This window comes from Cohaesibacter sp. CAU 1516 (genome assembly GCF_005771485.1).
Classification (GTDB): Bacteria; Pseudomonadota; Alphaproteobacteria; order Rhizobiales; family Cohaesibacteraceae; genus Cohaesibacter; species Cohaesibacter intestini.
The window spans coordinates 231,812-252,112 of record NZ_VANT01000001.1 but is presented as its reverse complement, the minus strand read 5'-3'; the positions used below and the strand labels follow the sequence as shown (position 1 = coordinate 252,112).

Here is a 20,301-nt window from a genome sequence, read left to right as displayed (position 1 = left end):
AGAGCCGCCTTACAGTTCGTAAGGCGGCTCTTTGCATTCAATTGGCAAGATCAGGCAACCCCCGATCAGAAATTGGTAGGCAGAAACCAGGCATAGAGCACAAGGCCGATGGCCCCGGCCAAAATGCCCAGCAGGAACCACCACACGCCGCCAAAGCCACTGCCTTCCTTGGCAGTCTTGGCGCGCTTGGCGCCCTCGACCGCTGTTTCATCGACGGCACTCTTGCCCATTTTCTCCAACAGATAGTCGGATTCCATCGCCTTTTCGCGCTCGATAATCCGCTCTGCCAGATAATGGGTCACTGCATCAGCAGTGTCTTCCACATCGGTGCTCTCCGACAGAACGACCCGGCCAAGCCGCGTATCTTTCAAGAAGCGATAAGTCCGCTTGTCGCGTGCCATCTCGACAAAGGAAGTGATATCCACCCAGAAGCGGGGCTTGCGGCCCGGAACAATCTGGAAGGTCAGCATATCCATGTCGTCGGGCAATTCCTTTTCGACATCAACCAGCGCCTCGCCGAGCAGTTCAAGCCGCGCCCGCTCTGTATCGCCCAGCTCGACAATGACGCTATTCTGCTCAACATCCGCAATCCTCACATCGCGAATGGCGCGACCAAGACTGCGAACCGGTTCAGATTTTTGCTGCTCATCCATGTCTCGTACCATCTCACAAATGCGTCCATGCGCGCCGATTGATCATCTGACCGGGAGTGATTCCCTTGCGGCCAACAGGGCCCCATTTGCTAGAATCGCAGGCCCCTTGCCAATGGGCATTTTTTCGTAAGACACTATAAGCGGTTAAGGAAGGTTAATCAAATATGAAGACATATGCGCAACTTGGATTCACCCGCAAAAGGCGCGCCCCGTTAAAACACCCCAGTCCGCTTCAGGCAGCGCGCCCGGCTGCAATATTTTGCCGGATCAATGCCAACACGCCACGCCCCACTTCCAGATGCGGCATGTGACCGACCCGATCAAAAACATGCACAGCAATCATCGGCGGCAGCTTATGACTATGACGGGTTGGCAAAACACGATCCTGCGTCCCCCAAATCACCTTGATCGGCATGGACAGCTTGCCCAGTTCCTCAAGCGGCAGCACCTTCTGCACCTTGCCATCGATGATCGCCTCTGCGGTCGCCTGCAAGGCCTCGAGCGCCCCTGCACAGGTCCGATGTCTGGCCTCATGTTCGGCCAGAGCCCGAGGCACCTCAAACTCCCAGCCGAAAAACTGCTCAAGCAGCATATGGATGGTATCGACATCGGCTGCCTTGGCATAATTGCGCAACAGGGATTGGTTGATCTCATAGCCAAAGCCCCCCGGCGCAATCAATGTCAGGGACGCCACCAAAGAAGGCTCTCGGAGCGCGATCAGCGCCGCAACAGCGCCCCCCATTGAGTGACCCACAAGATGCACTCTGGACAGCCCCAACGCCTTCATATCGGCCATTACGGCCTTGGCAGCCACAACGGCATTGCACGGATCGGGATAATCAAGAGATTTGCCGTGACCGGGCAGATCAAACGCGATGCTGCGGACAGAGGATGACAACCCGATCTGCAAGTTGGCCCACCCATTCAGATCTCCGGCAAAGCCATGCAGGAACACCACCACAGCCCCCTCATAACCCTCCTGATCCGGTCCCATGATGGTATGATTGAGCTTGGCATTGGACATGGATAGGTCTCCGGCTGTGCTTGGTCTGAAAGTAGGACGCATTCCTGCACAACCGGACCAGCGAGGCCAGCCCTGCGATAGTCGCGTAGACCGCAGAGCAAATTGGCTCCGGATTCAGGCCCGAAGATCAGCTGTTGCTGATTCCATGGAAGATCAGAGAGGAGTATTTCTCGACCAGATCTGCAATCGAATAGCCGCCACGCGGGTCATACCAGACACAAACCCCGGTCAGCATCGGAATAAGCGCTTTGGCGGTCATCCGCATGTCGGCGGCAGCCCAGCAACCTTCTTGTGCACCGCGCTCGAGAATGTCCACCAGCTTCTTTTCATACTGGTCACGCAGAACAACAATCTGACGATAATTTTCGCCCTGAAGGCTGCGCAATTCGAAATTGCCGATAAAGACCTGCTTCTTGCGTGCAGCATAATAGGTGATGTGAAAACGAACATAGGTCTTGAGCTGCTCAACCGGATCTTCGATGCCGCGCAACTCTTCATCAAGCGCGCCGTTCAGTTCCACCATGATGGTCGATGTCAGCTTGTAAAGCAGGTCCTGCTTCGAGGCGATATGGTTATACAGAGACCCAGCCTGAATGCCCACCGCACTTGCCAGCTGTCGCAAGGACACCGCCTCATAGCCATTCTGATAAATCAGGTCGGTTGCCGCCTCATAGATCGCCTTGAGAGTCTTTTCGCCATTGGAGCCTGGGATGCGAGCCATGGGATATCTTCTGTTTCTCTGGGTCAGCTTTCGCGGATCAGGGACCAATATGCCTGCCCCGTCATCGTGCCAGCCGGACCGGCAAAATGCAGGCCCTTCACATTCACTTATGGAGGCGACATCACGACGCTTCCCGCGCCGTTATGCACAAATTCGCAATTTCTGTCCACTTGTGCCAATGCCAGCTTGACAGCTCCAAACACGATGCCTATAACCCGCTCACGTCTCATCCAATGAGGCTTTTTGTTGGTTTGGCGGAGTAGCTCAGTTGGTTAGAGCAGCGGAATCATAATCCGCGTGTCGGGGGTTCAAGTCCCTCCTCCGCTACCAAAATTTCCCTTATTTTTCAAATTGATAGATACTGGATGCGCTAAACGTTTATGCTAGCGTAGAACGTGGGTGCCGTTTGGATCCGTTTTTCCTCTGAAATTGAATGCAAAAGACCGCATCAACCCGCAGGGAAATTGAATTGCCCCTAGAATTGTAGACACCTTGGTGCTTCAAATTTTTCTGTCACTCATACTCGGCTGGTGAGAGCAGATAGCCAATAAGTGGACTGAAAAGAGATACAGCGTTATTTATCCCCTTATTGTCTCTTTTCGTCTCGCAGCATGTATTGTGTGGCGAATGACGTACATTATCAACGCGATGTAATTAGTCCGCATTTCTGGATATGCCATGCTCGCCGCACAATTGGGCCAATAGACCATGCAACCGATGAATGACATCGCCTCGTGGGGCGTTGATCCGTTCGACAATACCAATCTGCCGATTGACCTGAGGCATACCAAAAGGAATGCGGACCAGTGAGCCATCATCAGGGGAAGGCAGTGAGACATGGGGCACCACGGAGACGCCGAGCCCTTGCCGCACGCAGGAGACAATCGATCCGATGGTATCAATCTCCGCAACATCGAGGGTGATGACACCCATTCTAGATATTTCAGTATCGATCAGATTGGCCAATGGCACATTGTTGACATAGCGCACAAAGGGGTAGGTGCCCAGAATATGCACTGGATCTCGTTCCTTGACTGAGCCCGGCACAATCAACCAAAGAGGTTCACACAGAAAGGGACTCCATCTGAGCTGTGGTGGCAAACTCACATGCTCTGCAACCAAAGCTGCGTCCAAACGTCCAGAAGCGACATCGGATATCATTGACGACGACAGGCCAACACGCAGATTGATCTTCAACGCAGGATATTGGTCATGCATCTTGACAATCGCTTCGGGCAGCAGGTTAAGGGCATTTGTACGCACCGTCCCCAGACGCAGAACACCCGAAATCCGATTGCCCTTGAGACTGGCAACCGCATTTTCTTCCAAACGCAAAATTTCCTTTGCCAAGTCAAGCACTTGGACTCCTTGAGGAGTCAGACTGGGCGGGCGTGACGAGCGTTCGAATAGCTGCACATCCAGCTCTGCTTCAAGCGCCTGAATCTGCTGACTGACAGCAGAGGGCGTCAGCCCCACCACCTCGGCAGCCTTGGCAAAGGTTCGGTGGGCGGCAATTGCAACCAATGTTTTGAGTTGTCGAGTATCCATCACTACATCCAGTTTTCCTTAATATAACAACCAGAATTTTTCGCTTCCATAAAGATATTTTTTTCAACTACCCTTTTGGGTGAGGATAACCGCAAAGCCTGTTGGGAGACGGCGGCGGGATCAACCGAAAAAGCAAGACTTATCACTTGCCGTTGGACGGCAAGCTGGGAGGAATTTATCATGCCGAACACGATTCTCGTGACCGGGCCTGATCTGGCACCCGCAGCTCAAGCGCTCGTGGAATCTCATGGTTTCGAAACGGTGCATACCCCTGCCTATGCAGCCAGCGATGTCATCGCTGATTTTCTGATCAAGACCGAAGCCGTCGGCGTGGTTTCTCGCCTCGGGCGCATTGATGCTGCCGCGATTGCGCAAGCCCCTGCCCTTCGGGTCATTTCCAAACATGGCGTCGGTGTCGACAATATCGATCTGGACGCGGCTGCCGCGAAAGGTATTCCGGTTCTCAAGGCGACCGGAGCCAATGCAGTGTCCGTGGCCGAACACGCGATCGCCCTGATGCTGACCACCGTCAAGCGTATCCTTCCTCTTGATGCCAGCCTGCGGGCTGGTCGCTGGGACAAGCCCGGCTTTAAAGGCCGCGAGCTAGCCGGTTCGACCTTCGCCTTGATGGGCATGGGGTCGATCGCACAGGAAACCGGACGCATCGCCAGCGGCCTCGGGCTAAAGCTGGTGGGGTATGATCCATTTGCCGATGAAGCGGTTTTCAAGAAATTCAATGTCCAACGCTGTGAGCGTTTCGAGGATCTGTTGGGCCAGGCGGATATTCTCAGCCTGCATTGTCCCCTCAATGACAGCACACGACAGATCATCAATGCGGATGCGATCCGGCAGATGCCTCAGGGCAGCTACATCGTCAATACCGCTCGCGGTGGTCTGATCGATGAAGATGCTCTGGTTGCAGCTCTTCGGTCCGGTCATCTGGCTGGCGCCGGTCTGGACACCTTCGCCATCGAGCCTCCCGCTGCCGATCACCCCTTCTGGCAGGAACCGGGCATCGTCGCCACACCGCATGTCGGTGGTGTCACGGCACAGGCAAATGCCCGCGTGGGCACAGATGCTGTCAATGGAATTTTCCAAGTCCTGAACGGAAGCCCTGTTGCGGTTGAGCGCATCGCCAACGCGCGGCAATTGGCTGCTGCCGGGCACAAAGCCTCTTAACTGGAGAATTGAAAATGGATATCGGATTCCGGATTTGCAAACGGGAACGCATTGCACCGAAACCTCTGATCGAAGCCTATGCCAAGGTGCCTGTCGCCAACGTCTCGGACAGCATGAGCCGCATGACGGCTGCCGGGTCGCGCTTGCGTCCGATGCACAAGAGTGGCGGCATGGCGGGTGCAGCCCTGACCGTTCGCGCACGCCCCGGCGACAATCTTATGTTCCAGAAGGCCATCGACATGGCCGAACCGGGAGACATCATTGTCGTGGATGCTGGAGGCGATCTGACCAATGCCCTGATGGGCGAATTGATGCTGGCTTATGCCATCACACGTGGTGTAGCCGGTTTCGTGATCAATGGCGCAATCCGCGATGTGGATGCCTTTGTTGAGACCAACTTGCCAACCTTTGCTGCCGGCGTCACGCATCGTGGTCCTTATAAAGACGGTCCGGGCGAGATCAATGTGCCGATCAGCATCGACGGTATGGTCATTGAACCAGGAGACATCATCATTGGCGATTCCGATGGTGTTCTGTGTGTGCCACTTGATGACGCCGAAGAGGTTCTTGCGAAGGCCAAGGCCAAGCATGAGGCAGAGACAAACCAGATGCAAAAGATTGCCGATGGGAAAAACGACCGTTCTTGGGTCGATGCTGCCCTGAAGGCAAAAGGTTGCCTATTCCCCTAAAACCCACAGCATGTACGGAGGAGAAACATGCAGAAATTTATCAAGACTGTCACGCTCGCAAGCGCGTTCCTGACCATCGCCGGAGCAGCGGCTGCCGAGTTTCCTGAAAAACCGATCAAGGTGATTGTCGGTTATTCCGCTGGTGGTGGCACCGACGTCATGGCACGCACGGTTGCTCCATTCCTTGAGAAATATCTCGGTGAAGGCTCCAGCATTGTTGTTAAAAACATGCCCGGCGCCAGTGGCCAGATCGGTGTGACCGAAGCCGCTAACGCAGAGAAAGACGGCTACACGCTTGGCACCTACAATCTGCCGGGCATGATGGCACGTACCCTTGACCGCAAGGCCGATTATGACGCAGACAGCTTCACCTATCTGGCCAATGTCGTCAACGACCCGAACGTCATTGTCACATCCAAGAAAAGCGGTTTGGACACGTTTGAAAAGCTGTTGGCAGAAGCCAAAGCCAATCCGCGTGCGGTAACAGTTGGCATGTCCAGCCTTGGTGGGGACGATCACTTCCTGCTCACCAAACTGCAGAAAATGACCGATACAGAATTCACCATTGTACCTTTCCGTGGCTCCGCTCCGGCTCGTACGGCGCTCATGGGTGGTCACGTCGCAATGGGCGTGCTGAACGTATCGGAAGTCTCGGCTTTCAAGGAAGAGATCAATATTCTTGGTATCGCCCTTGCCGAACGCTCTGAATTTGCCCCAGATGTACCTACATTCAAAGAACAGGGCATCGATCTCATCAACGGCTCCATGCGTGGCTTCATTGCACCAGCCGGCCTGCCAGACGATGTCCGTGCAAAACTGCTCGACGCTTTCAACAAACTGGAAGGCGATGCCGAGTTCAAAGCGGCCATGAAAGCAACGGCCAACCCCGTAGAAGTTGTCACAGGCGATGACTTCAAGGCACTCAACGCTGAAATCCTGGACCTTGCCAAAGCGGTCTGGGCAGAAACACCCTGGCGTTGATTAACATGATGCGGGGAGAAGGCCTTGCTTTCCCAAGGCCTCTCCCTGCATCTCCCCTCGTGTCCCCATCGCTGGAGCCTGTCTCATGCAACCGAGCAAACAGCAATCGAGCAATCGGTCGCGCTTTCTACGCGCGGAAACAATCACGGCCCTTGGCATTTTGATCGGTGCAATCGGTTTCCTCTTTCCGACGTCAAAGCTACCTGCGCTACCGTCGCTTCTTCCTGCCGCCATGCTTGGTGGCCTGATCATCCTGTCGATATTGATGCTGTTGTCTGACCAGCGCAAGGCCAGCACGGGGGCCGAACAGGAGCCTGTTCTCAAAGCACCGCGCCGTGTCTTTGGTGCCTTTGGTCTGATTGTAGCCTATGCGATATCGGTCGATTTGATCGGCTTCTATCCCAGCACCGCCATCTCCCTGCCGCTTGTTGCCTATGTCTTTGGCTATCGCAGCCCTGTGGGCCTGCTGATTGCCACCGCCATCGTCTTGACCGCCATTTACCTGATTTTTGGCGTTGCAATGTCGCAGGAATTTCCGTCAGGCCTTCTTTGGTCCAAGTGAGGTGCCATGTATACCGATCTCATCCAATCTCTTCCGAATGTCATTGCCTGGACCAATCTGGCAGCGCTTGTTATCGGCGTGCTCGCTGGCATCGTGGTCGGAGCCATGCCCGGACTGAGCGCTACCATGGCGATCTCCGTTCTGGTCCCCTTTACATTTGGTCTCGAACCGCTCGTCGCACTGGGCCTGATGGCAGGCATCTATAATGGTGCCATGTATGGCGGTGCCATTCCTGCGGTTCTGCTGCGCATCCCGGGCACCCCAGCCGCGGTCGCGACCACCTTTGACGGCTATCCCCTCGCCCAACGAGGTGAAGGCGGATATGCACTTCAAGTCGCAGTTGTCTCCTCTGCCATCGGCGGTGTCGCCAGCGCGTTTGCGCTGATGTTGCTCGCCCCGCCTTTGTCCCGCGTCACCTTGTTGTTTGGTCCCGCAGAAGTATTCTGGGTTGCCGTCTTCGGCCTCTGCAGCATCATCTTTCTGCTTGGTGGCAACATCGTCAAAGGCTTGATCAGCGCCTGTTTTGGCGTCTTTGTGTCGGTCATCGGCTCTGATCCGATCTTCGGCAATGACCGGTTTACCTTTGATCAACTGGAACTGCTGGATGGCATTCATATCGTCATTCTGCTGGTTGGCCTCTATGCCCTGCCTCCGGTCATCGATCTGCTGGAAAGCCCGCTCAAGACTGACGGTGGCGCAAGTGAACATCTCGGCACCCAACCGATCTGGCGAACTCTGCCGCGCATGAAAGGCTATTGGAAGACTTGGCTGCGCTCATCTTTGATTGGTATCTGGATCGGCATTCTGCCCGGTGCCGGTGGGTCCATGGCTGCCTTCATGTCCTACAATGAAGCCCGTCGTGCCAGCAAAAACCCTGAAGAATGGGGCAAAGGCGAAGGAGAAGGCGTTGCCGCTTCTGAGACGGCCAACAATGCCGACACGGCTTCCGCACTCATCCCTGCCCTGACCCTTGGCATTCCCGGTACGGCTGTCGCGGCAATCATGCTGGGTGGTCTGCTGATCCATGGTTTGCAGCCCGGCCCGATGCTGTTCCGCAACAATCCCGACATTGTCTTTGGCTTCATGTGGCAGTTCCTGTTTGGCGCCATCCTGTTGGTGTTCCTTGGCGGTTCGCTGGCGACCAACAGCTTTGCCAAGCTGCTCAAGTTGCCACGCCCGTTGCTCGGCTCCGTTATCATCATTCTGATGTTGATCGGCGTCTATTCCATCCATGGTCGGATGTTCGACGTCTATCTGATGCTCGGCTTCGGGGCCATCGGCTATGTCATGGACAAGTTGAAGTTCCCGCTTCCTCCTGTGGTACTGGGCCTCATTCTCGGTGGCTTTGCTGAAGAGAATTTGCGTCTTGCCTTGCGCATCGGACGGGGTGATTGGGCAGTCCTGTTCCAGAACACGACCAGTCTGATTTTGGTTGCCCTGACGCTGGCAGTGATCACTGGACCGATGATCAAGAAGCGCTTGCTCAAAGCCAAAGCATCCAACGGAAAGGCATAAAGGATGGTCGGGGCGAACCCTCACTTCCCGGTCAGGCAAAAGTGGCTGGCTTTTAACACCGAGGACGTCATCGACCCCGACCTTCCAATTTTCGACTGCCATGATCATCTCTGGGACCGGATGAAGGGCTTTGCGGCTTCTAAGGAGTCACTGGTATGATTTTGAACCTGGATGACTTCGAAATCGCTGCACGTCGCAGGCTTCCGCGTCCGCTCTTTGGATATATCGCAGGCGCTGCGGAAACCGCTTCAGCCTATGCGGATAACCGCGCAGTTTTCTCTGAAATGCGACTGATCCCCAATGTTTTGCGAGGCGTTGAAGGCCGCACGATCACGCGTCCCCTTTTCGATAGATTATATGATGCTCCATTCGGCATCGCCCCCATGGGCATTTCTTCGCTCATGGCACTGGATGGCGATGTCGTGCTGGCACGTGCGGCGAAAGACGCAGGCATACCATTTATCTTGAGCGGCTCCTCGCTCACCCCTTTGGAACGTGTGCTGGAAAGCAATCCAGATGCCTGGTTTCAAGCCTATTTGCCGGGTGAGGAAGACCGTATTCGCGCCTTGGTGCAGCGGGTCGAGCAGGCAGGCTACAAAACACTCGTTTTGACCGCCGATACAGCGGTTCTGGCGAACCGTGAGAACAATCTGCGCGCCGGTTTTTCAACGCCGCTGAGGATTACGCCGCGCTTGATCTTCGATTTTGCGCTCAAGCCGCGATGGGTTTTTGGAACGTTTTTAAGAAGTCTCGTAGAGCGTGGGATACCGCATTTCGAGAATTCCTTTGCCGAACGCGGTGTGCCGATCGTCTCCAAAAATGTGGTGCGTGATTTTGGGCGTAAAGATCATCTGAACTGGGAGCATGTGCGTCTGATCCGCGATATCTGGAAAGGCAGGCTGGTCCTGAAAGGCCTGCTTGCGCATACGGATGTGGCGCGTGCCCGCAAACATGGGTGCGATGGTGTGATTTTGTCCAATCATGGCGGGCGGCAACTCGATTTCGCCATCAGCGGTGTGCGAGCGCTGAAGGCCGCGCGAGGCGAAGCGGGTGCAATGATGCTCGGTGTGGATGGCGGCATTCGCCGCGGAACCGATATCTTGAAAGCCGTGGCGCTAGGCGCTGATTTTGTCTTTGTAGGACGGCCTATGCTCTATGCTGCCGCTGTTGGTGGGCAGTCTATGGTTGAACAGGCGATCCAAATCCTGAAAAAGGAGTTGAATCAGGATCTAGGTCTTGTCGGCCTTCGCGGACTTGATGAAGTGGGAGAAACGATACTGGATCGTTAAGTGCCCGATTACTGTGGGCTATGAGACCGTCGCTTCATAGAATATCGAAAGCCGGTTTCCTCCCCTTCATGTTATCCTGCCACAAGACACCTGATAGACCTCATCCATTCCCGAATTGGCCTGATCGCCGGTCCATCCTATGCCTCAACAGCCTGTGAGCGAACAAAAGGGTTCTGAAAAGCCATGGCTAAAGCCGGCCTTGAAGTCGATGAAACCCTGGTTGCAGACTCCACATTCGGCATTGAATCGGGACGCGATCACAAAAAAGGGGAGCAATCGCTCCCCTAGTTCAATGTGCAGCTTGTCTCACCGCCAATCAGAAACTGATAACGAAGAAGGCAAACCAGGCGTAGATCGCAGCAATCAATGTGGTGAACAGCATCAGCGGGAAGGCCAAAGCCATGAACTTCATGAAGGAAATCCGCTGCCCTGCCCGTTCGGCAAAGCTGGCAACCATGACGTTGGCACTGGCACCGATAAGCGTGCCGTTGCCACCAAGACAGGCACCAAGGGACAGACACCACCAGAGCGGCTTAATCGCATCTGCTCCACCAAGATCAGTTTGCATCGCTTCGATCAGCGGGATCATCGTCGCAACAAACGGAATGTTGTCAACGATGGCTGAAAGAACGGCAGACGATCCAAGAATGATCATGCCAGCAAGCGGAACATTGGTGCCTGTGATTTGCAGCAACTGCTCTGCAATCATTTTCAGCAAGCCGGTATGTTCAACACCATAGACCAGCACGAACAGACCGAAGAAGAAGAAGATCGTTTCCCATTCAACCTGCTGGAAAGCCTTGTGGACGTTGTGAGACTGCTCTTCCGGACCGAATTTGAAGCTCTGCAACAGCAACAGGAAGGCAGCACCGGTCAGGGCGATCGTGCCTGGCTGCCAGCCAAGATCGTGCCCCCAGATGAAGCCAGCCATCACCAGCGCCAGCGTGAACAGAGACTTGTAGAGCAAGGGACGATCTTCAATGGCCTCACCGGCATTGTAGCGCATCATCATGACCTGCGCCCGCCGTGTCGTCTTCAACTTGCGCCCCCACAGGAGGTCGAAGAAGATCAGGCAAAGGATCATGATAACCACTGCGGGAGGACCAACATGTTCCACGAAATCCATGAAACTGAGACCAACCGCAGACCCGATCAGAATGTTGGGTGGGTCACCGATCAGGGTAGCCGAACCACCAATGTTGGAGGAAAAGATCTGCGAGAACAGGAACGGATAGGGGTTCAGCTCCAATTGATCGGTCAAAAGCAGTGTCACCGGCACGACCAGCAAGACGGTTGTCACGTTGTCCAACAGGGATGAGAAGACTGCCGTCACAACGGCCAGCGCCGCCAACAGGGCCCGCGGATTGGCTTTCACCGTCTTGGCGGTATAAATCGCCACAAACTGGAAAATGCCTGAATCCTTGGTGATGGCCACAATGACCATCATGCCGATCAGCAAAAACAGAGTATTGAAGTCAGTCCCGGCAACCACCAGCTCAAAGTTCAAAACCCCGAGCAGGACCAGCAGACCCGCCCCCAAAAGGGAGATGATCGCGCGGTTGATCTTTTCCGAGATGATAAAGATATAGGCAGTTACAAGAATGACGGTCGCAACAACCAGTGGCGACCAGCCAAAGGCTGCGCTTGTGGCCATCTCCGTGGCATGTCCCATTTTGTTTCGGGCCCCTATTCACAAGTGGTTAGCGAGGCCGGAACAGGCATCTGGTCAAGAGTCAGATGCGTCCATTTCCGGCCCAGTCAAGGTAGGATCCGCCTCGCTTCGCTCAAGCTCGGCAATAGCGGACCGCTCGGTCACAATTCCAAGAAACTTGTTGGTCTTCTTATCAACCACAGCAAGAGGAAGTCGAGCCTTGGCCAGCGTGCGGATGGTTTCCCAAAGGGACATTTCCGGCTGCAACGTCAGCGGTTTGCGGTTCATGACTTCTGCGAGTGGCTTGGCTTTGACCTTGCGCAGGCGACGAGCGATATCCGGCCCGGCTCCTCGTGCAAAATCGAGCCGCCCAAGACCTATCCCCATTGAGAGGGCTTGGGGCAAAACAGCCTGCATCAGGGTTTCGTAGCCGAACAGACCAAGCATGGTCTTGTCGCTATCGAGAACAGGCGCGGTACGGATGTTGTTGTTATCAAGCACGTTGAGTGCTTCCTCGACCGTAATATCGAGTGGCAAGCTGACGACTTCGTCAATCATTGCATCAATGCAAGGCACGGCAATTTCCTCCAGCTCATTTCGCCATACGCGACCGACAGGCCTGAAACGTACAACAAAATCTTTGGGTTAAACCCTATTGCGAATGTAACGAGCGTTGCAATAATCGCATACGAATTCAGCCCCAGGCAAGGTAGCAGATAGGGTACCTGCAACTGATTTCACCGATTTTGGACAGGGCTTGAAGTGGCTTTATCCAAAAGTAGAACTCGACCTCACCGAAAGTATAGGATTGCTTCGTATCAGCCTTCCCTCGCGACATCAAGTTAAAGTCGATTCCGATGAAAATACCTCGCCATCCCGACTCACGCTGTTTAAAAAATAAGTAAGAATTGCAACCACTTGCAAAAAAGGTTCGATCATCGACCCTGTGCATTTCGAAACGCAGTTTGCGTTACCGGAGGCATTTGCTGAGGACTCACCCCTGTCTGGACTTCTGACCCAAGCGATACAGAAGGCAGCGCCACTCAGCCCCTTTTCACCGCCAGACCATAGTTCGAAACGGAGAAACAATGGCCCCTTAAGCCATGCAAAATTCACATAGCTCCTTCAGTGAGACGCCCTTCATAGGCAGGCGATAACAGAGCCTGAAAACACAAAAAAGGCGTCCTTCGACGCCCTTTTTTCGCGTATCTTGCTTGCTTGACATCCAGACAGGGGATCACGCTTGCATGTGGGATTTGGCAATCTGCCTGAGCTTGTGCAACAACGGCTCGGTATAGCCGCTGGGCTGATCCTTGCCTTTGAAGACCAAATCGCAGGCTGCGCGGAAAGCAACCGAGGCGACATAATTGTCGGCCATGTTGCGATAGGCCGGATCATCAGCATTTTGCTGATCGACGACGCGAGCCATTTTCTCCATTGTTTCGATCACCTGCTCCGGGGTTACCAGCCCATGATAAAGCCAGTTAGCCATATGCTGGCTGGAAATCCGCAAGGTCGCCCGATCTTCCATCAGGGCCACATTGTTGATGTCCGGCACCTTGGAGCAGCCCACCCCCTGATCGATCCAGCGCACCACATAGCCAAGAATGCCCTGTGCATTATTCTCAAGCTCATTCTGGATGGTTTGCGGGTCGAGATTTTTCCCCTCCAGCAGCGGTACGGTCAAGATCGTATCCAGATTTGCCTTCTGGCGCGAGGCCAGAGCATCCTGAATGGAGGCAACATGCACCTTGTGATAATGGATCGCATGCAAGGTCGCCGCCGTTGGCGACGGCACCCAGGCACAAGTCGCCCCGGCCTTCGGATGGCCGATCTTGGCCACCATCATTTCCGCCATTTCATCGGGTTTGGCCCACATGCCCTTGCCGATCTGGCCCTTACCATTCAGCGCGGTTTGCAAGCCCGTATCGACATTCCAGTCCTCATAGGCGGCAATCCAAGGCTCCGCCTTGATCTGCTCTTTGGGCAGGAACGGCCCCAGTTCCATCGAGGTATGGATTTCATCGCCGGTGCGGTCAAGGAAACCTGTATTGATGAAGACGATCCGGTCCTTCACCGCCCGAATGCACTCTTTCAGATTAACGGTGGTGCGGCGCTCTTCATCCATCACCCCGATCTTGATGCTGTTGCGCGGCAGGCCAAAACAGCCCTCGACCGCATCAAACAGGTCATTGGCATAGGCCACTTCTTCCGGTCCGTGCATCTTGGGCTTGACGATATAAATGCTGCCAGTCCGGCTGTTGCCCTTGCGTGGCAAATCATGCAAGGCGGCGGCAACAGTCACGAAGGCATCCAGAATGCCTTCAAAAATCTCGTCGCCCTTGGCATCCAAAATGGCCGGGTTGGTCATCAGATGACCGACATTACGCACCAGCAGCAGGCTGCGCCCATGCAGGGTCAGGGTGCCGCCGCTACGGTCCGTATAGGTCCGGTCCTCGGCCAGCTTGCGCGTCACCACCCGTCCGCCTTTGGTGAAACTGTCTTCCAGATCGCCCTTCATCAGGCCGAGCCAGTTGCGATAGACAAGACATTTATCCTCGGCATCAACCGCGGCAACAGAATCCTCGCAATCCTGAATGGTGCTCAGAGCGGATTCAAGAACCACATCCTTAACACCCGCCTTGGACAGCCCACCGATCGGATGATCCGGGTCGATCTGCAACTCGATATGCAAGCCATTATTCTGGAACAGGATCACGGACGCTTCGACAAAGCCGACAAACTGGCTTTCATCTTTAAGGCTGGTTTCGCTGCCATCGGTCAGCGTGATCATCAAAGACCGGGTCTCCGGGTCGACCCTGTAGGCGGTAACATCCCCATGGCTGCCGGCTGCCAGCGGTACAGCATCATCAAGGAAGGCATGCGTCTTTGCAATCACCGCCAATCCGCGCGCCTCATTGAAGCCTTCACCCGGTGCAAGATCCCCGTCCTGCGGCACCACATCGGTACCATAAAGCGCATCATACAGACTGCCCCAACGGGCATTCGCCGCATTCAGGGCAAAGCGGGCATTCATCACAGGCACGACCAACTGCGGCCCGGCCAGCGTCGCCATTTCGCCATCCACATTGGCGGTCGTGACCTCGAAGTCGTCGCCTTCAGGCACAATATAGCCAATGTCTTCAAGGAAGGAGCGATAGGCCACCGGATCAAGCGGCTGGCCCTTATGCGCTTTGCACCAAGCATCGACTTGTTTTTGCAGATCGGCCCGCTTGGCTAGCAGGGCCCTGTTGGTCGGGGTGAAACGGGCAACCGCATCGGACAGGCCTCGCCAGAAAACAGTTGGAGAGACCTCGGTACCGGGCAGGATCTCTTCCTCGATCAGCGCCACCAGCTGCTCATCCACCTTCAGGTCATTCTTGTCTAGTCTGCGTGCCATCGTCTCAATCCCGTTGAAGTTCCTCAAAATGCGGGATGTGTTGCCCATCCCTTGTCCGGGAAGGATTATGCTCACAAGGCATCTATTCTGAAAAGCAGAAAATCGTGCGAAATTTTCAAACGATACAAGGAGATGTTTCGTTCAGAACCAGTCAGTGACACAAAAAATGCCCGGAATTCCTTGCAGAAATCCGGGCAGTCGCTGGAAAGGCTTTGGTTAGTGAACTGTGGGAACCATGCCTTTCGAGATGCTGCATCACAGGCATCGCGACAACAGCGACGCACAAGACGCGACAGCTACTCGGCAGCCGGTGCCGCTGCATCGGTGGTCAGGACGCCGCGTTCGATCTGATCGCGCTCGATCGATTCAAACAGGGCCTTGAAATTGCCTTCGCCAAAGCCGTCATCGCCCTTGCGCTGAATGAATTCAAAGAAGATCGGGCCGATCACCGTTTTCGAAAAGATCTGCAACAGAATACGGGTCCGGCCGCCATCGACCACCCCTTCCCCGTCGATCAGAATGCCATTGCGCTGCATCCGCTCCAGCGGCTCCTGATGCCCTTTCACCCGCTCGCGCGACATATCATAATAAGCATCGGGAGGGGCAGGCATGAAATCGAGCCCTTTGGCGGCAATCTGGTCTGTTGAGCGATAAATATCCTCTGTCCCGACGGCAATATGCTGGATGCCTTCGCCCTTATATGCGTTGAGATATTCCTCAATCTGGCTCTTGTCGTCTGAGCTTTCATTGATCGGAATGCGGATCTTGCCATCTGGCGATGTCAGCGCCCGGGAATATAGCCCGGTATATTCGCCTTTGATGTCAAAGAAACGGATTTCCTTGAAGTTGAAGGCCTTGGCATAGAAATCATACCAGGTGTTCATGTTGCCGCGCATCACATTGTGGGTCAGATGGTCGAGATAGTAAAAGCCTGCGCCTTCCGGCTTCGGGTCCCGCTCGCCAAGCCATTGATAATCCGCATCATAGGCAGACCCATCCGCACCATAGGTGTCGACGAAATAGAGCAGCGAACCGCCAATGCCATAAACCGCAGGCACATCAAGTGCTTTGCCCGGACCTTTATATTCCTCGGCCCCATAATCAAGGGCGCATTGCAGCGCCACTTGTGCGTCAACCACCCGCCATGCCATCGCAGGAGCGCAGGGACCATGGTCCTTGACGAACTGGGCCGCATGGCCGTCCGGATCGCGGTTGATCAGATAATTGACATGTCCTTGTCGATAGAGCGAAATATCCTTGTGCTTGTGTCGCGCCACCTCGACAAACCCCATGCTCTCGAACAGAGCTTCCAATTTGCCCGCTTCCGGATGGGCAAATTCGACAAATTCAAAACCATCGGTCCCGGCCACATTGACCTCATCGATCACCGCCTTTGGCGCGTCATGCGGAAATGGTCCCATTGCTATCCTCCCAGTCTATTGATTAGGCATTTATACTAATAGAAACCTCCTGCGCCTTGTGCGCAAAATCAACGCCCTGTAAAAAGAATGTGCGCCACTTTGAGCGTCAAAATTCAAAATTTGCGAGAAATCAGCATGGATCGCTTTGACATCAAAATTCTGGAAGCTTTACAGCGGGATGGTCGCCTGACCAGTCAGGAACTGGCCGAAGAAGTCGGCCTGTCCTCATCCCAATGCGCCCGGCGCAGGGCTCTTCTTGAAAAGTCTGGTGTCATTGAAGGCTATCACGCCCGCCTCAACCAGTCTGCTCTGGGGCTTGATCTGATTGTCTTCATCCAGATCGCGCTCGACACCCACTCACCCGATGCCTCTAAACGGCTGTTGTCCCTGCTCAACTCCATGCCCGAGGTCAGCGAAGCTTATTCGATGACCGGTTCGACCGATTATCACGTCAAGCTGGTGGTCCCAGACCTCAAAGGCCTGTCCAACATCATCAACAACAAGCTGTTGCCGCAGGAAGGGGTCTCGCATTTGAAGTCTTCCATCGTGTTGGATCGCCTGAAGGAAAGTGGCCATCTGTCGCTGAACCACCTCAAGTCTGACAACAAAAAGGCGCCTCCCCAATAGGGAGACGCCCATTGATCCTCACGCAGTGTTTCACCGCCTATTCGGCTGCTGCAAAGCCCGAAGCCTGTGGCGCATCGCCGGCATTCTCGTCCAGTAAGGCCGCCGGGCTGGCCAATTCGATCGCTTGTTTCAAATCCTCAAGGCAACCAACCTGATTGGCCAGAATAAGCACAAGCCGCGCATTCATGTCATTGGCGTCAGCCTCGGACAGGTCCCGTTGCGCCACGGTCAGCGCCTCGTAAAAGCAGTCGGGACTCTCGATATTGGGGGTCAGGATCAGACTCATTTCACACCTCCTGCCGTCGCACGACTGATCGCCTTGCGGATGGCCTCTGGATCAAACGTGCGCCAACGCGCTACCACATGCTGGTCCGGGCGGATCAGATAGGCCGCCCCCTTGCGCCCGTCATAGCGATCGGCAGCCAGTCCCTCGACATCAACAAAGTCCTTGCCTTCAATCAGAATTGTCGGCGTAAAAGGCCCAGCATCAACCGGCTCACTATCCAAGCCGAACACCAGCAAAGTGAAGCCATCGCCTAAGCAATGGATCAACCACTCCTCTTGACCATCGACGACAATCGGTGCATCGGCAATGCAAGTGCCGGGCCGCATACTGCCCTGCCATGTGTCCGCATCCGCGGTGTTGAGCGGACTGTCGGCATAAGGTGTGGGAGAAGACAGACGTCCAGAATTGACCAAAGGCCGCGCAAAGGCATGATTGCGTGACAGATCGAGCACTGCATTGCGATAGCGCAGCGAGGCGGCATTTTTCGGCGTGATGAAATCCGTCGAGCGGGTCGAATTCAGCAGATTGTCATCTGCCGCATAGGCTCGCTCAAGGTGATAGCTGTCGACCAAGGCCTCTGGCGCGTCACCGCGCAGCACAGCCGCCAGTTTCCAGCCCAGATTGTCCGCATCCTGCACGCCCGTATTGGCCCCACGCGCCCCAAAAGGCGAGACCTGATGGGCCGAGTCACCCGCAAAGATCACCCGCCCCTTGCGGAACTCATCAACCCGACGACAGGCAAACTGGTAGACGCTGCCCCATTCCAGCTCGAACTCCACATCCGCGCCGAGCATTGCCTTGACCCGTGGGATAATATTCTCCGGCTTCTTCTCTTCTTCCGGATCGCAATCCCACCCGAGTTGGAAATCCAGCCGCCAGACATCATCCGATTGCTTGTGCAGCAAGGCCGACTGGCCCTTGTGAAAATCCGGGTCAAACCAGAACCAGCGTTCGGTCGGGAAATCCGCCTTCATCACGATATCGGCAATCAGAAAGCGATCTTGGAAAAATTGCCCGGTAAAGTCCGCCCCAACCATGCCGCGCACCGACGAGTTGGCCCCGTCGCAGGCGATCACCCAACTGGCCTCACTGGCGAATGCTCCGTCCGGCGTCTCGATCTCCAGACGGGCGTGATCGCTCTTCTGTTCCAGCGACACCAGCTTGTGCTTCCAGCGCAACTCAATAAGGTCGGAGGCCTCGCAGGCGGCGACCAAGTATTCCTCGAGATAATATTGCTGCAGGTTGATGAAGGCCGGGATCTTGTGACCCTCTTCAGGCAGCAGATCGAAATCATAGACTTCCTTGTCACGGAAGAAGACCCGCCCACGCTTCCAACTGATGCCCTTGTCGATCATTCGGCCCGCAACCCCGAGGCGTTCCCAGATTTCCAACGGCCGCTTGGCATAGCACACCGCCCGCGAACCGACCGAGACGGTGTTGTTGTCGTCGATGACCACCACCGCAATGCCGCGCGAGGCCAGATCAAGCGCCATGGTCAGACCAATCGGTCCAGCCCCGACCACCATCACCGGATGGCGGACGGGCGCACCCGCACGTTGCTCCTCGGACTGGACATAGGCAAAGTCCGGCCAGTCATAGGTGTTAAGCATCAAGGCTCTCCCCGCCTTCAGTCTTGTCCAGTTCCTTGGCATGCAGCCATGCCGCATGCTGCGGGGCCTTCTTGGTGCGCGACCATTCCTCGAGCATATCCCATTTCACCGCATCCAGCCGCTTCAAGAGCGCTTCTTCCTGCGGGTCTGGACAGGCCAGTTCAACCCGATGGCCATTGGGGTCAAAGAAATAGATTGAATGGAAAATCGAATGATCCGTCACCCCAAGCACATCCACGCCATTGGCTTCCAGATGCTCCTTGAAAGCGATCAGCGTGTCGCGATCCTTGACCTTGAAAGCAATATGCTGAACCCAGACCGGGGTATTCTCATCCCGCCCCATTTCCGGCTTGGTTGGCAGCTCGAAGAAAGCCAGCACATTGCCCATGCCCGCATCAAGAAACAGATGCATATAGGGGTCCGGCTCATGGGTCGAAGGCACGCGGTCTTCGGCAATCGCCAGAATAAAATCCATGTTGAGCATCTTGGTGTAGAATTCAACAGTTTGTTTGGCATCCTTGCAGCGATAGGCCACATGATGGATCTGGTCGAGCTTCAGCGCGACATTTGACATGATTATTCCTCCCATTATCGTTGCAATTGCAACAAATATCAGACAAACATAGTCTTGAATTTGACAAAAATCAAGTCGTTGCATTTGCAATGATGTCAAATGTAACAAAAAGGATGATCCATGGACCTAGACTCTTTCTTTCCCTATCGCATGGCCATTGCGGCTGAAGGCTTTTCGCGCAACATTTCCAGCGTCTATGGCCAGACCTATGGCCTGTCACGCGAAGAATGGCGCTTGCTTTATCTGCTGGCAAAGGCGGGAAAGCTGGATTCGCAAGAACTGAGCCGCCGCACCACCCTCGACAAGGTGCAGGTCAGTCGTGCCTCTCAACGGCTCGAAGATAAAAAGCTGATCACCCGCGCCATCTCGAAAAAAGATCGCCGCCTGCGTGACTTCCGCATCACCAAGGCGGGCACCGCTTTGTTTGACGAGATCAAGCCCAAGATCGACGCTCAGGCCGAACAAATCCTCTCAGCCATGCCAACCGAAGACAGAGCTGCACTCAGTCAAGGCATCGAAAGCCTGATCCGTGCCATCAGGGCGCAGGAAAACGGCGAGACATAAAAAAGCC

19 protein-coding genes and 1 tRNA gene are annotated in these 20,301 nt (G+C 55.0%); 9 read left to right on the top strand and 11 right to left on the bottom strand.

Annotated elements, in window-relative coordinates; all coding sequences use genetic code 11:
* Positions 1 to 65: 65 nt before the first annotated feature.
* From FDK21_RS01110 to FDK21_RS01100, 3 genes are all read right to left on the bottom strand, one after another.
* Positions 66 to 653: a hypothetical protein gene (locus FDK21_RS01110; protein ID WP_138147215.1), complete on the bottom strand. Its 588-nt coding sequence runs from the start codon at positions 651 to 653 to the stop codon at positions 66 to 68.
* A gap of 232 nt (positions 654 to 885) precedes the next feature.
* The gene (locus FDK21_RS01105) at positions 886 to 1,677 is read right to left on the bottom strand and encodes an alpha/beta fold hydrolase (protein WP_138147214.1); all 792 of its coding nucleotides are present in this window, start codon (positions 1,675 to 1,677) and stop codon (positions 886 to 888) included.
* 127 nt (positions 1,678 to 1,804) lie between these two features.
* Positions 1,805 to 2,398 (bottom strand): TetR/AcrR family transcriptional regulator, encoded by a 594-nt coding sequence (locus FDK21_RS01100; RefSeq protein WP_138147213.1) that lies wholly within the window; start codon positions 2,396 to 2,398, stop codon positions 1,805 to 1,807.
* A gap of 253 nt (positions 2,399 to 2,651) precedes the next feature.
* Between FDK21_RS01100 and FDK21_RS01095 the strand changes: the two genes are divergently transcribed.
* Positions 2,652 to 2,728 (top strand) — tRNA-Met (locus FDK21_RS01095).
* 324 nt (positions 2,729 to 3,052) lie between these two features.
* Here the strand turns inward: FDK21_RS01095 and FDK21_RS01090 are convergent.
* Positions 3,053 to 3,946, bottom strand: a complete 894-nt coding sequence (locus FDK21_RS01090; RefSeq protein ID WP_138147212.1) for a LysR substrate-binding domain-containing protein — start codon at positions 3,944 to 3,946, stop codon at positions 3,053 to 3,055.
* 180 nt (positions 3,947 to 4,126) lie between these two features.
* On the opposite strand from FDK21_RS01090, the gene FDK21_RS01085 reads away from it, so the two are divergent.
* The 6 genes from FDK21_RS01085 to FDK21_RS01060 all read left to right on the top strand — a co-directional run bounded on the left by FDK21_RS01085 (position 4,127) and on the right by FDK21_RS01060 (position 10,161).
* The gene (locus FDK21_RS01085) at positions 4,127 to 5,125 is read left to right on the top strand and encodes a hydroxyacid dehydrogenase (protein WP_114010791.1); all 999 of its coding nucleotides are present in this window, start codon (positions 4,127 to 4,129) and stop codon (positions 5,123 to 5,125) included.
* Positions 5,126 to 5,139: 14 nt separating this feature from the next.
* Complete coding sequence (locus tag FDK21_RS01080; RefSeq protein ID WP_171021898.1) at positions 5,140 to 5,814, top strand: RraA family protein; 675 nt, start codon at positions 5,140 to 5,142, stop codon at positions 5,812 to 5,814.
* Positions 5,815 to 5,841: 27 nt separating this feature from the next.
* Positions 5,842 to 6,795: a tripartite tricarboxylate transporter substrate binding protein gene (locus FDK21_RS01075; protein WP_114010789.1), complete on the top strand. Its 954-nt coding sequence runs from the start codon at positions 5,842 to 5,844 to the stop codon at positions 6,793 to 6,795.
* Between the two features lie 85 nt (positions 6,796 to 6,880).
* Positions 6,881 to 7,357, top strand: coding sequence for a tripartite tricarboxylate transporter TctB family protein (locus FDK21_RS01070; RefSeq protein ID WP_114010788.1), 477 nt, complete (start codon positions 6,881 to 6,883; stop codon positions 7,355 to 7,357).
* A 6-nt stretch (positions 7,358 to 7,363) separates the two neighbouring features.
* The gene (locus FDK21_RS01065; RefSeq protein WP_114010787.1) at positions 7,364 to 8,872 is read left to right on the top strand and encodes a tripartite tricarboxylate transporter permease; all 1,509 of its coding nucleotides are present in this window, start codon (positions 7,364 to 7,366) and stop codon (positions 8,870 to 8,872) included.
* 155 nt (positions 8,873 to 9,027) lie between these two features.
* Entirely contained in the window at positions 9,028 to 10,161 is a 1,134-nt protein-coding gene (locus tag FDK21_RS01060) for an alpha-hydroxy acid oxidase (RefSeq protein ID WP_138147210.1), read from the top strand.
* A 316-nt stretch (positions 10,162 to 10,477) separates the two neighbouring features.
* Here FDK21_RS01060 and FDK21_RS01055 read toward each other — a convergent pair whose 3' ends face one another.
* The 4 genes from FDK21_RS01055 to hppD form a co-directional block, all read right to left on the bottom strand.
* Complete coding sequence (locus FDK21_RS01055; RefSeq protein WP_114010872.1) at positions 10,478 to 11,815, bottom strand: ArsB/NhaD family transporter; 1,338 nt, start codon at positions 11,813 to 11,815, stop codon at positions 10,478 to 10,480.
* Between the two features lie 72 nt (positions 11,816 to 11,887).
* Entirely contained in the window at positions 11,888 to 12,388 is a 501-nt protein-coding gene (locus tag FDK21_RS01050; RefSeq protein WP_138147209.1) for a CBS domain-containing protein, read from the bottom strand.
* A gap of 661 nt (positions 12,389 to 13,049) precedes the next feature.
* The gene (locus tag FDK21_RS01045) at positions 13,050 to 15,260 is read right to left on the bottom strand and encodes a malate synthase G (RefSeq protein ID WP_210238656.1); all 2,211 of its coding nucleotides are present in this window, start codon (positions 15,258 to 15,260) and stop codon (positions 13,050 to 13,052) included.
* A gap of 248 nt (positions 15,261 to 15,508) precedes the next feature.
* On the bottom strand, positions 15,509 to 16,633 hold the full coding sequence (hppD, locus tag FDK21_RS01040; protein ID WP_114010782.1) for a 4-hydroxyphenylpyruvate dioxygenase: 1,125 nt from the start codon (positions 16,631 to 16,633) through the stop codon (positions 15,509 to 15,511).
* Between the two features lie 135 nt (positions 16,634 to 16,768).
* Between hppD and FDK21_RS01035 the strand changes: the two genes are divergently transcribed.
* Positions 16,769 to 17,260, top strand: coding sequence for an Lrp/AsnC family transcriptional regulator (locus tag FDK21_RS01035; protein ID WP_246657464.1), 492 nt, complete (start codon positions 16,769 to 16,771; stop codon positions 17,258 to 17,260).
* 37 nt (positions 17,261 to 17,297) lie between these two features.
* Here the strand turns inward: FDK21_RS01035 and FDK21_RS01030 are convergent, their stop codons facing one another.
* Genes FDK21_RS01030 through FDK21_RS01020 form a run of 3 tightly spaced genes read right to left on the bottom strand, consistent with a single transcriptional unit; the run spans position 17,298 to position 19,715 of the window.
* Complete coding sequence (locus tag FDK21_RS01030; RefSeq protein ID WP_138147206.1) at positions 17,298 to 17,546, bottom strand: DUF2783 domain-containing protein; 249 nt, start codon at positions 17,544 to 17,546, stop codon at positions 17,298 to 17,300.
* On the bottom strand, positions 17,543 to 19,156 hold the full coding sequence (locus FDK21_RS01025; protein ID WP_138147205.1) for an FAD-dependent oxidoreductase: 1,614 nt from the start codon (positions 19,154 to 19,156) through the stop codon (positions 17,543 to 17,545). The genes FDK21_RS01030 and FDK21_RS01025 overlap by 4 nt, the downstream gene beginning before the upstream one ends.
* Complete coding sequence (locus FDK21_RS01020) at positions 19,149 to 19,715, bottom strand: VOC family protein (protein ID WP_138147916.1); 567 nt, start codon at positions 19,713 to 19,715, stop codon at positions 19,149 to 19,151. Before FDK21_RS01020 ends, FDK21_RS01025 begins: the two co-directional genes overlap by 8 nt.
* Positions 19,716 to 19,850: 135 nt before the next feature.
* Here FDK21_RS01020 and FDK21_RS01015 point away from each other — a divergent pair, with 135 nt between their 5' ends.
* Positions 19,851 to 20,294: a MarR family transcriptional regulator gene (locus tag FDK21_RS01015; protein WP_114010778.1), complete on the top strand. Its 444-nt coding sequence runs from the start codon at positions 19,851 to 19,853 to the stop codon at positions 20,292 to 20,294.
* The last annotated feature ends 7 nt before the right edge of the window (positions 20,295 to 20,301 follow it).

Bases quoted from the DNA above. Each gene is read 5' to 3' on its own strand.
- FDK21_RS01110 (WP_138147215.1), bottom strand. From the start codon at position 653: ATGGATGAGCAGCAAAAATCTGAACCGGTTCGCAGTCTTGGTCGCGCC.
- FDK21_RS01105 (WP_138147214.1), bottom strand. From the start codon at position 1,677: ATGTCCAATGCCAAGCTCAATCATACCATCATGGGACCGGATCAGGAG.
- FDK21_RS01100 (WP_138147213.1), bottom strand. From the start codon at position 2,398: ATGGCTCGCATCCCAGGCTCCAATGGCGAAAAGACTCTCAAGGCGATC.
- FDK21_RS01090 (WP_138147212.1), bottom strand. From the start codon at position 3,946: ATGGATACTCGACAACTCAAAACATTGGTTGCAATTGCCGCCCACCGA.
- FDK21_RS01085 (WP_114010791.1), top strand. From the start codon at position 4,127: ATGCCGAACACGATTCTCGTGACCGGGCCTGATCTGGCACCCGCAGCT.
- FDK21_RS01080 (WP_171021898.1), top strand. From the start codon at position 5,140: ATGGATATCGGATTCCGGATTTGCAAACGGGAACGCATTGCACCGAAA.
- FDK21_RS01075 (WP_114010789.1), top strand. From the start codon at position 5,842: ATGCAGAAATTTATCAAGACTGTCACGCTCGCAAGCGCGTTCCTGACC.
- FDK21_RS01070 (WP_114010788.1), top strand. From the start codon at position 6,881: ATGCAACCGAGCAAACAGCAATCGAGCAATCGGTCGCGCTTTCTACGC.
- FDK21_RS01065 (WP_114010787.1), top strand. From the start codon at position 7,364: ATGTATACCGATCTCATCCAATCTCTTCCGAATGTCATTGCCTGGACC.
- FDK21_RS01060 (WP_138147210.1), top strand. From the start codon at position 9,028: ATGATTTTGAACCTGGATGACTTCGAAATCGCTGCACGTCGCAGGCTT.
- FDK21_RS01055 (WP_114010872.1), bottom strand. From the start codon at position 11,815: ATGGCCACAAGCGCAGCCTTTGGCTGGTCGCCACTGGTTGTTGCGACC.
- FDK21_RS01045 (WP_210238656.1), bottom strand. From the start codon at position 15,260: ATGGGCAACACATCCCGCATTTTGAGGAACTTCAACGGGATTGAGACG.
- hppD (WP_114010782.1), bottom strand. From the start codon at position 16,633: ATGGGACCATTTCCGCATGACGCGCCAAAGGCGGTGATCGATGAGGTC.
- FDK21_RS01035 (WP_246657464.1), top strand. From the start codon at position 16,769: ATGGATCGCTTTGACATCAAAATTCTGGAAGCTTTACAGCGGGATGGT.
- FDK21_RS01030 (WP_138147206.1), bottom strand. From the start codon at position 17,546: ATGAGTCTGATCCTGACCCCCAATATCGAGAGTCCCGACTGCTTTTAC.
- FDK21_RS01025 (WP_138147205.1), bottom strand. From the start codon at position 19,156: ATGCTTAACACCTATGACTGGCCGGACTTTGCCTATGTCCAGTCCGAG.
- FDK21_RS01015 (WP_114010778.1), top strand. From the start codon at position 19,851: ATGGACCTAGACTCTTTCTTTCCCTATCGCATGGCCATTGCGGCTGAA.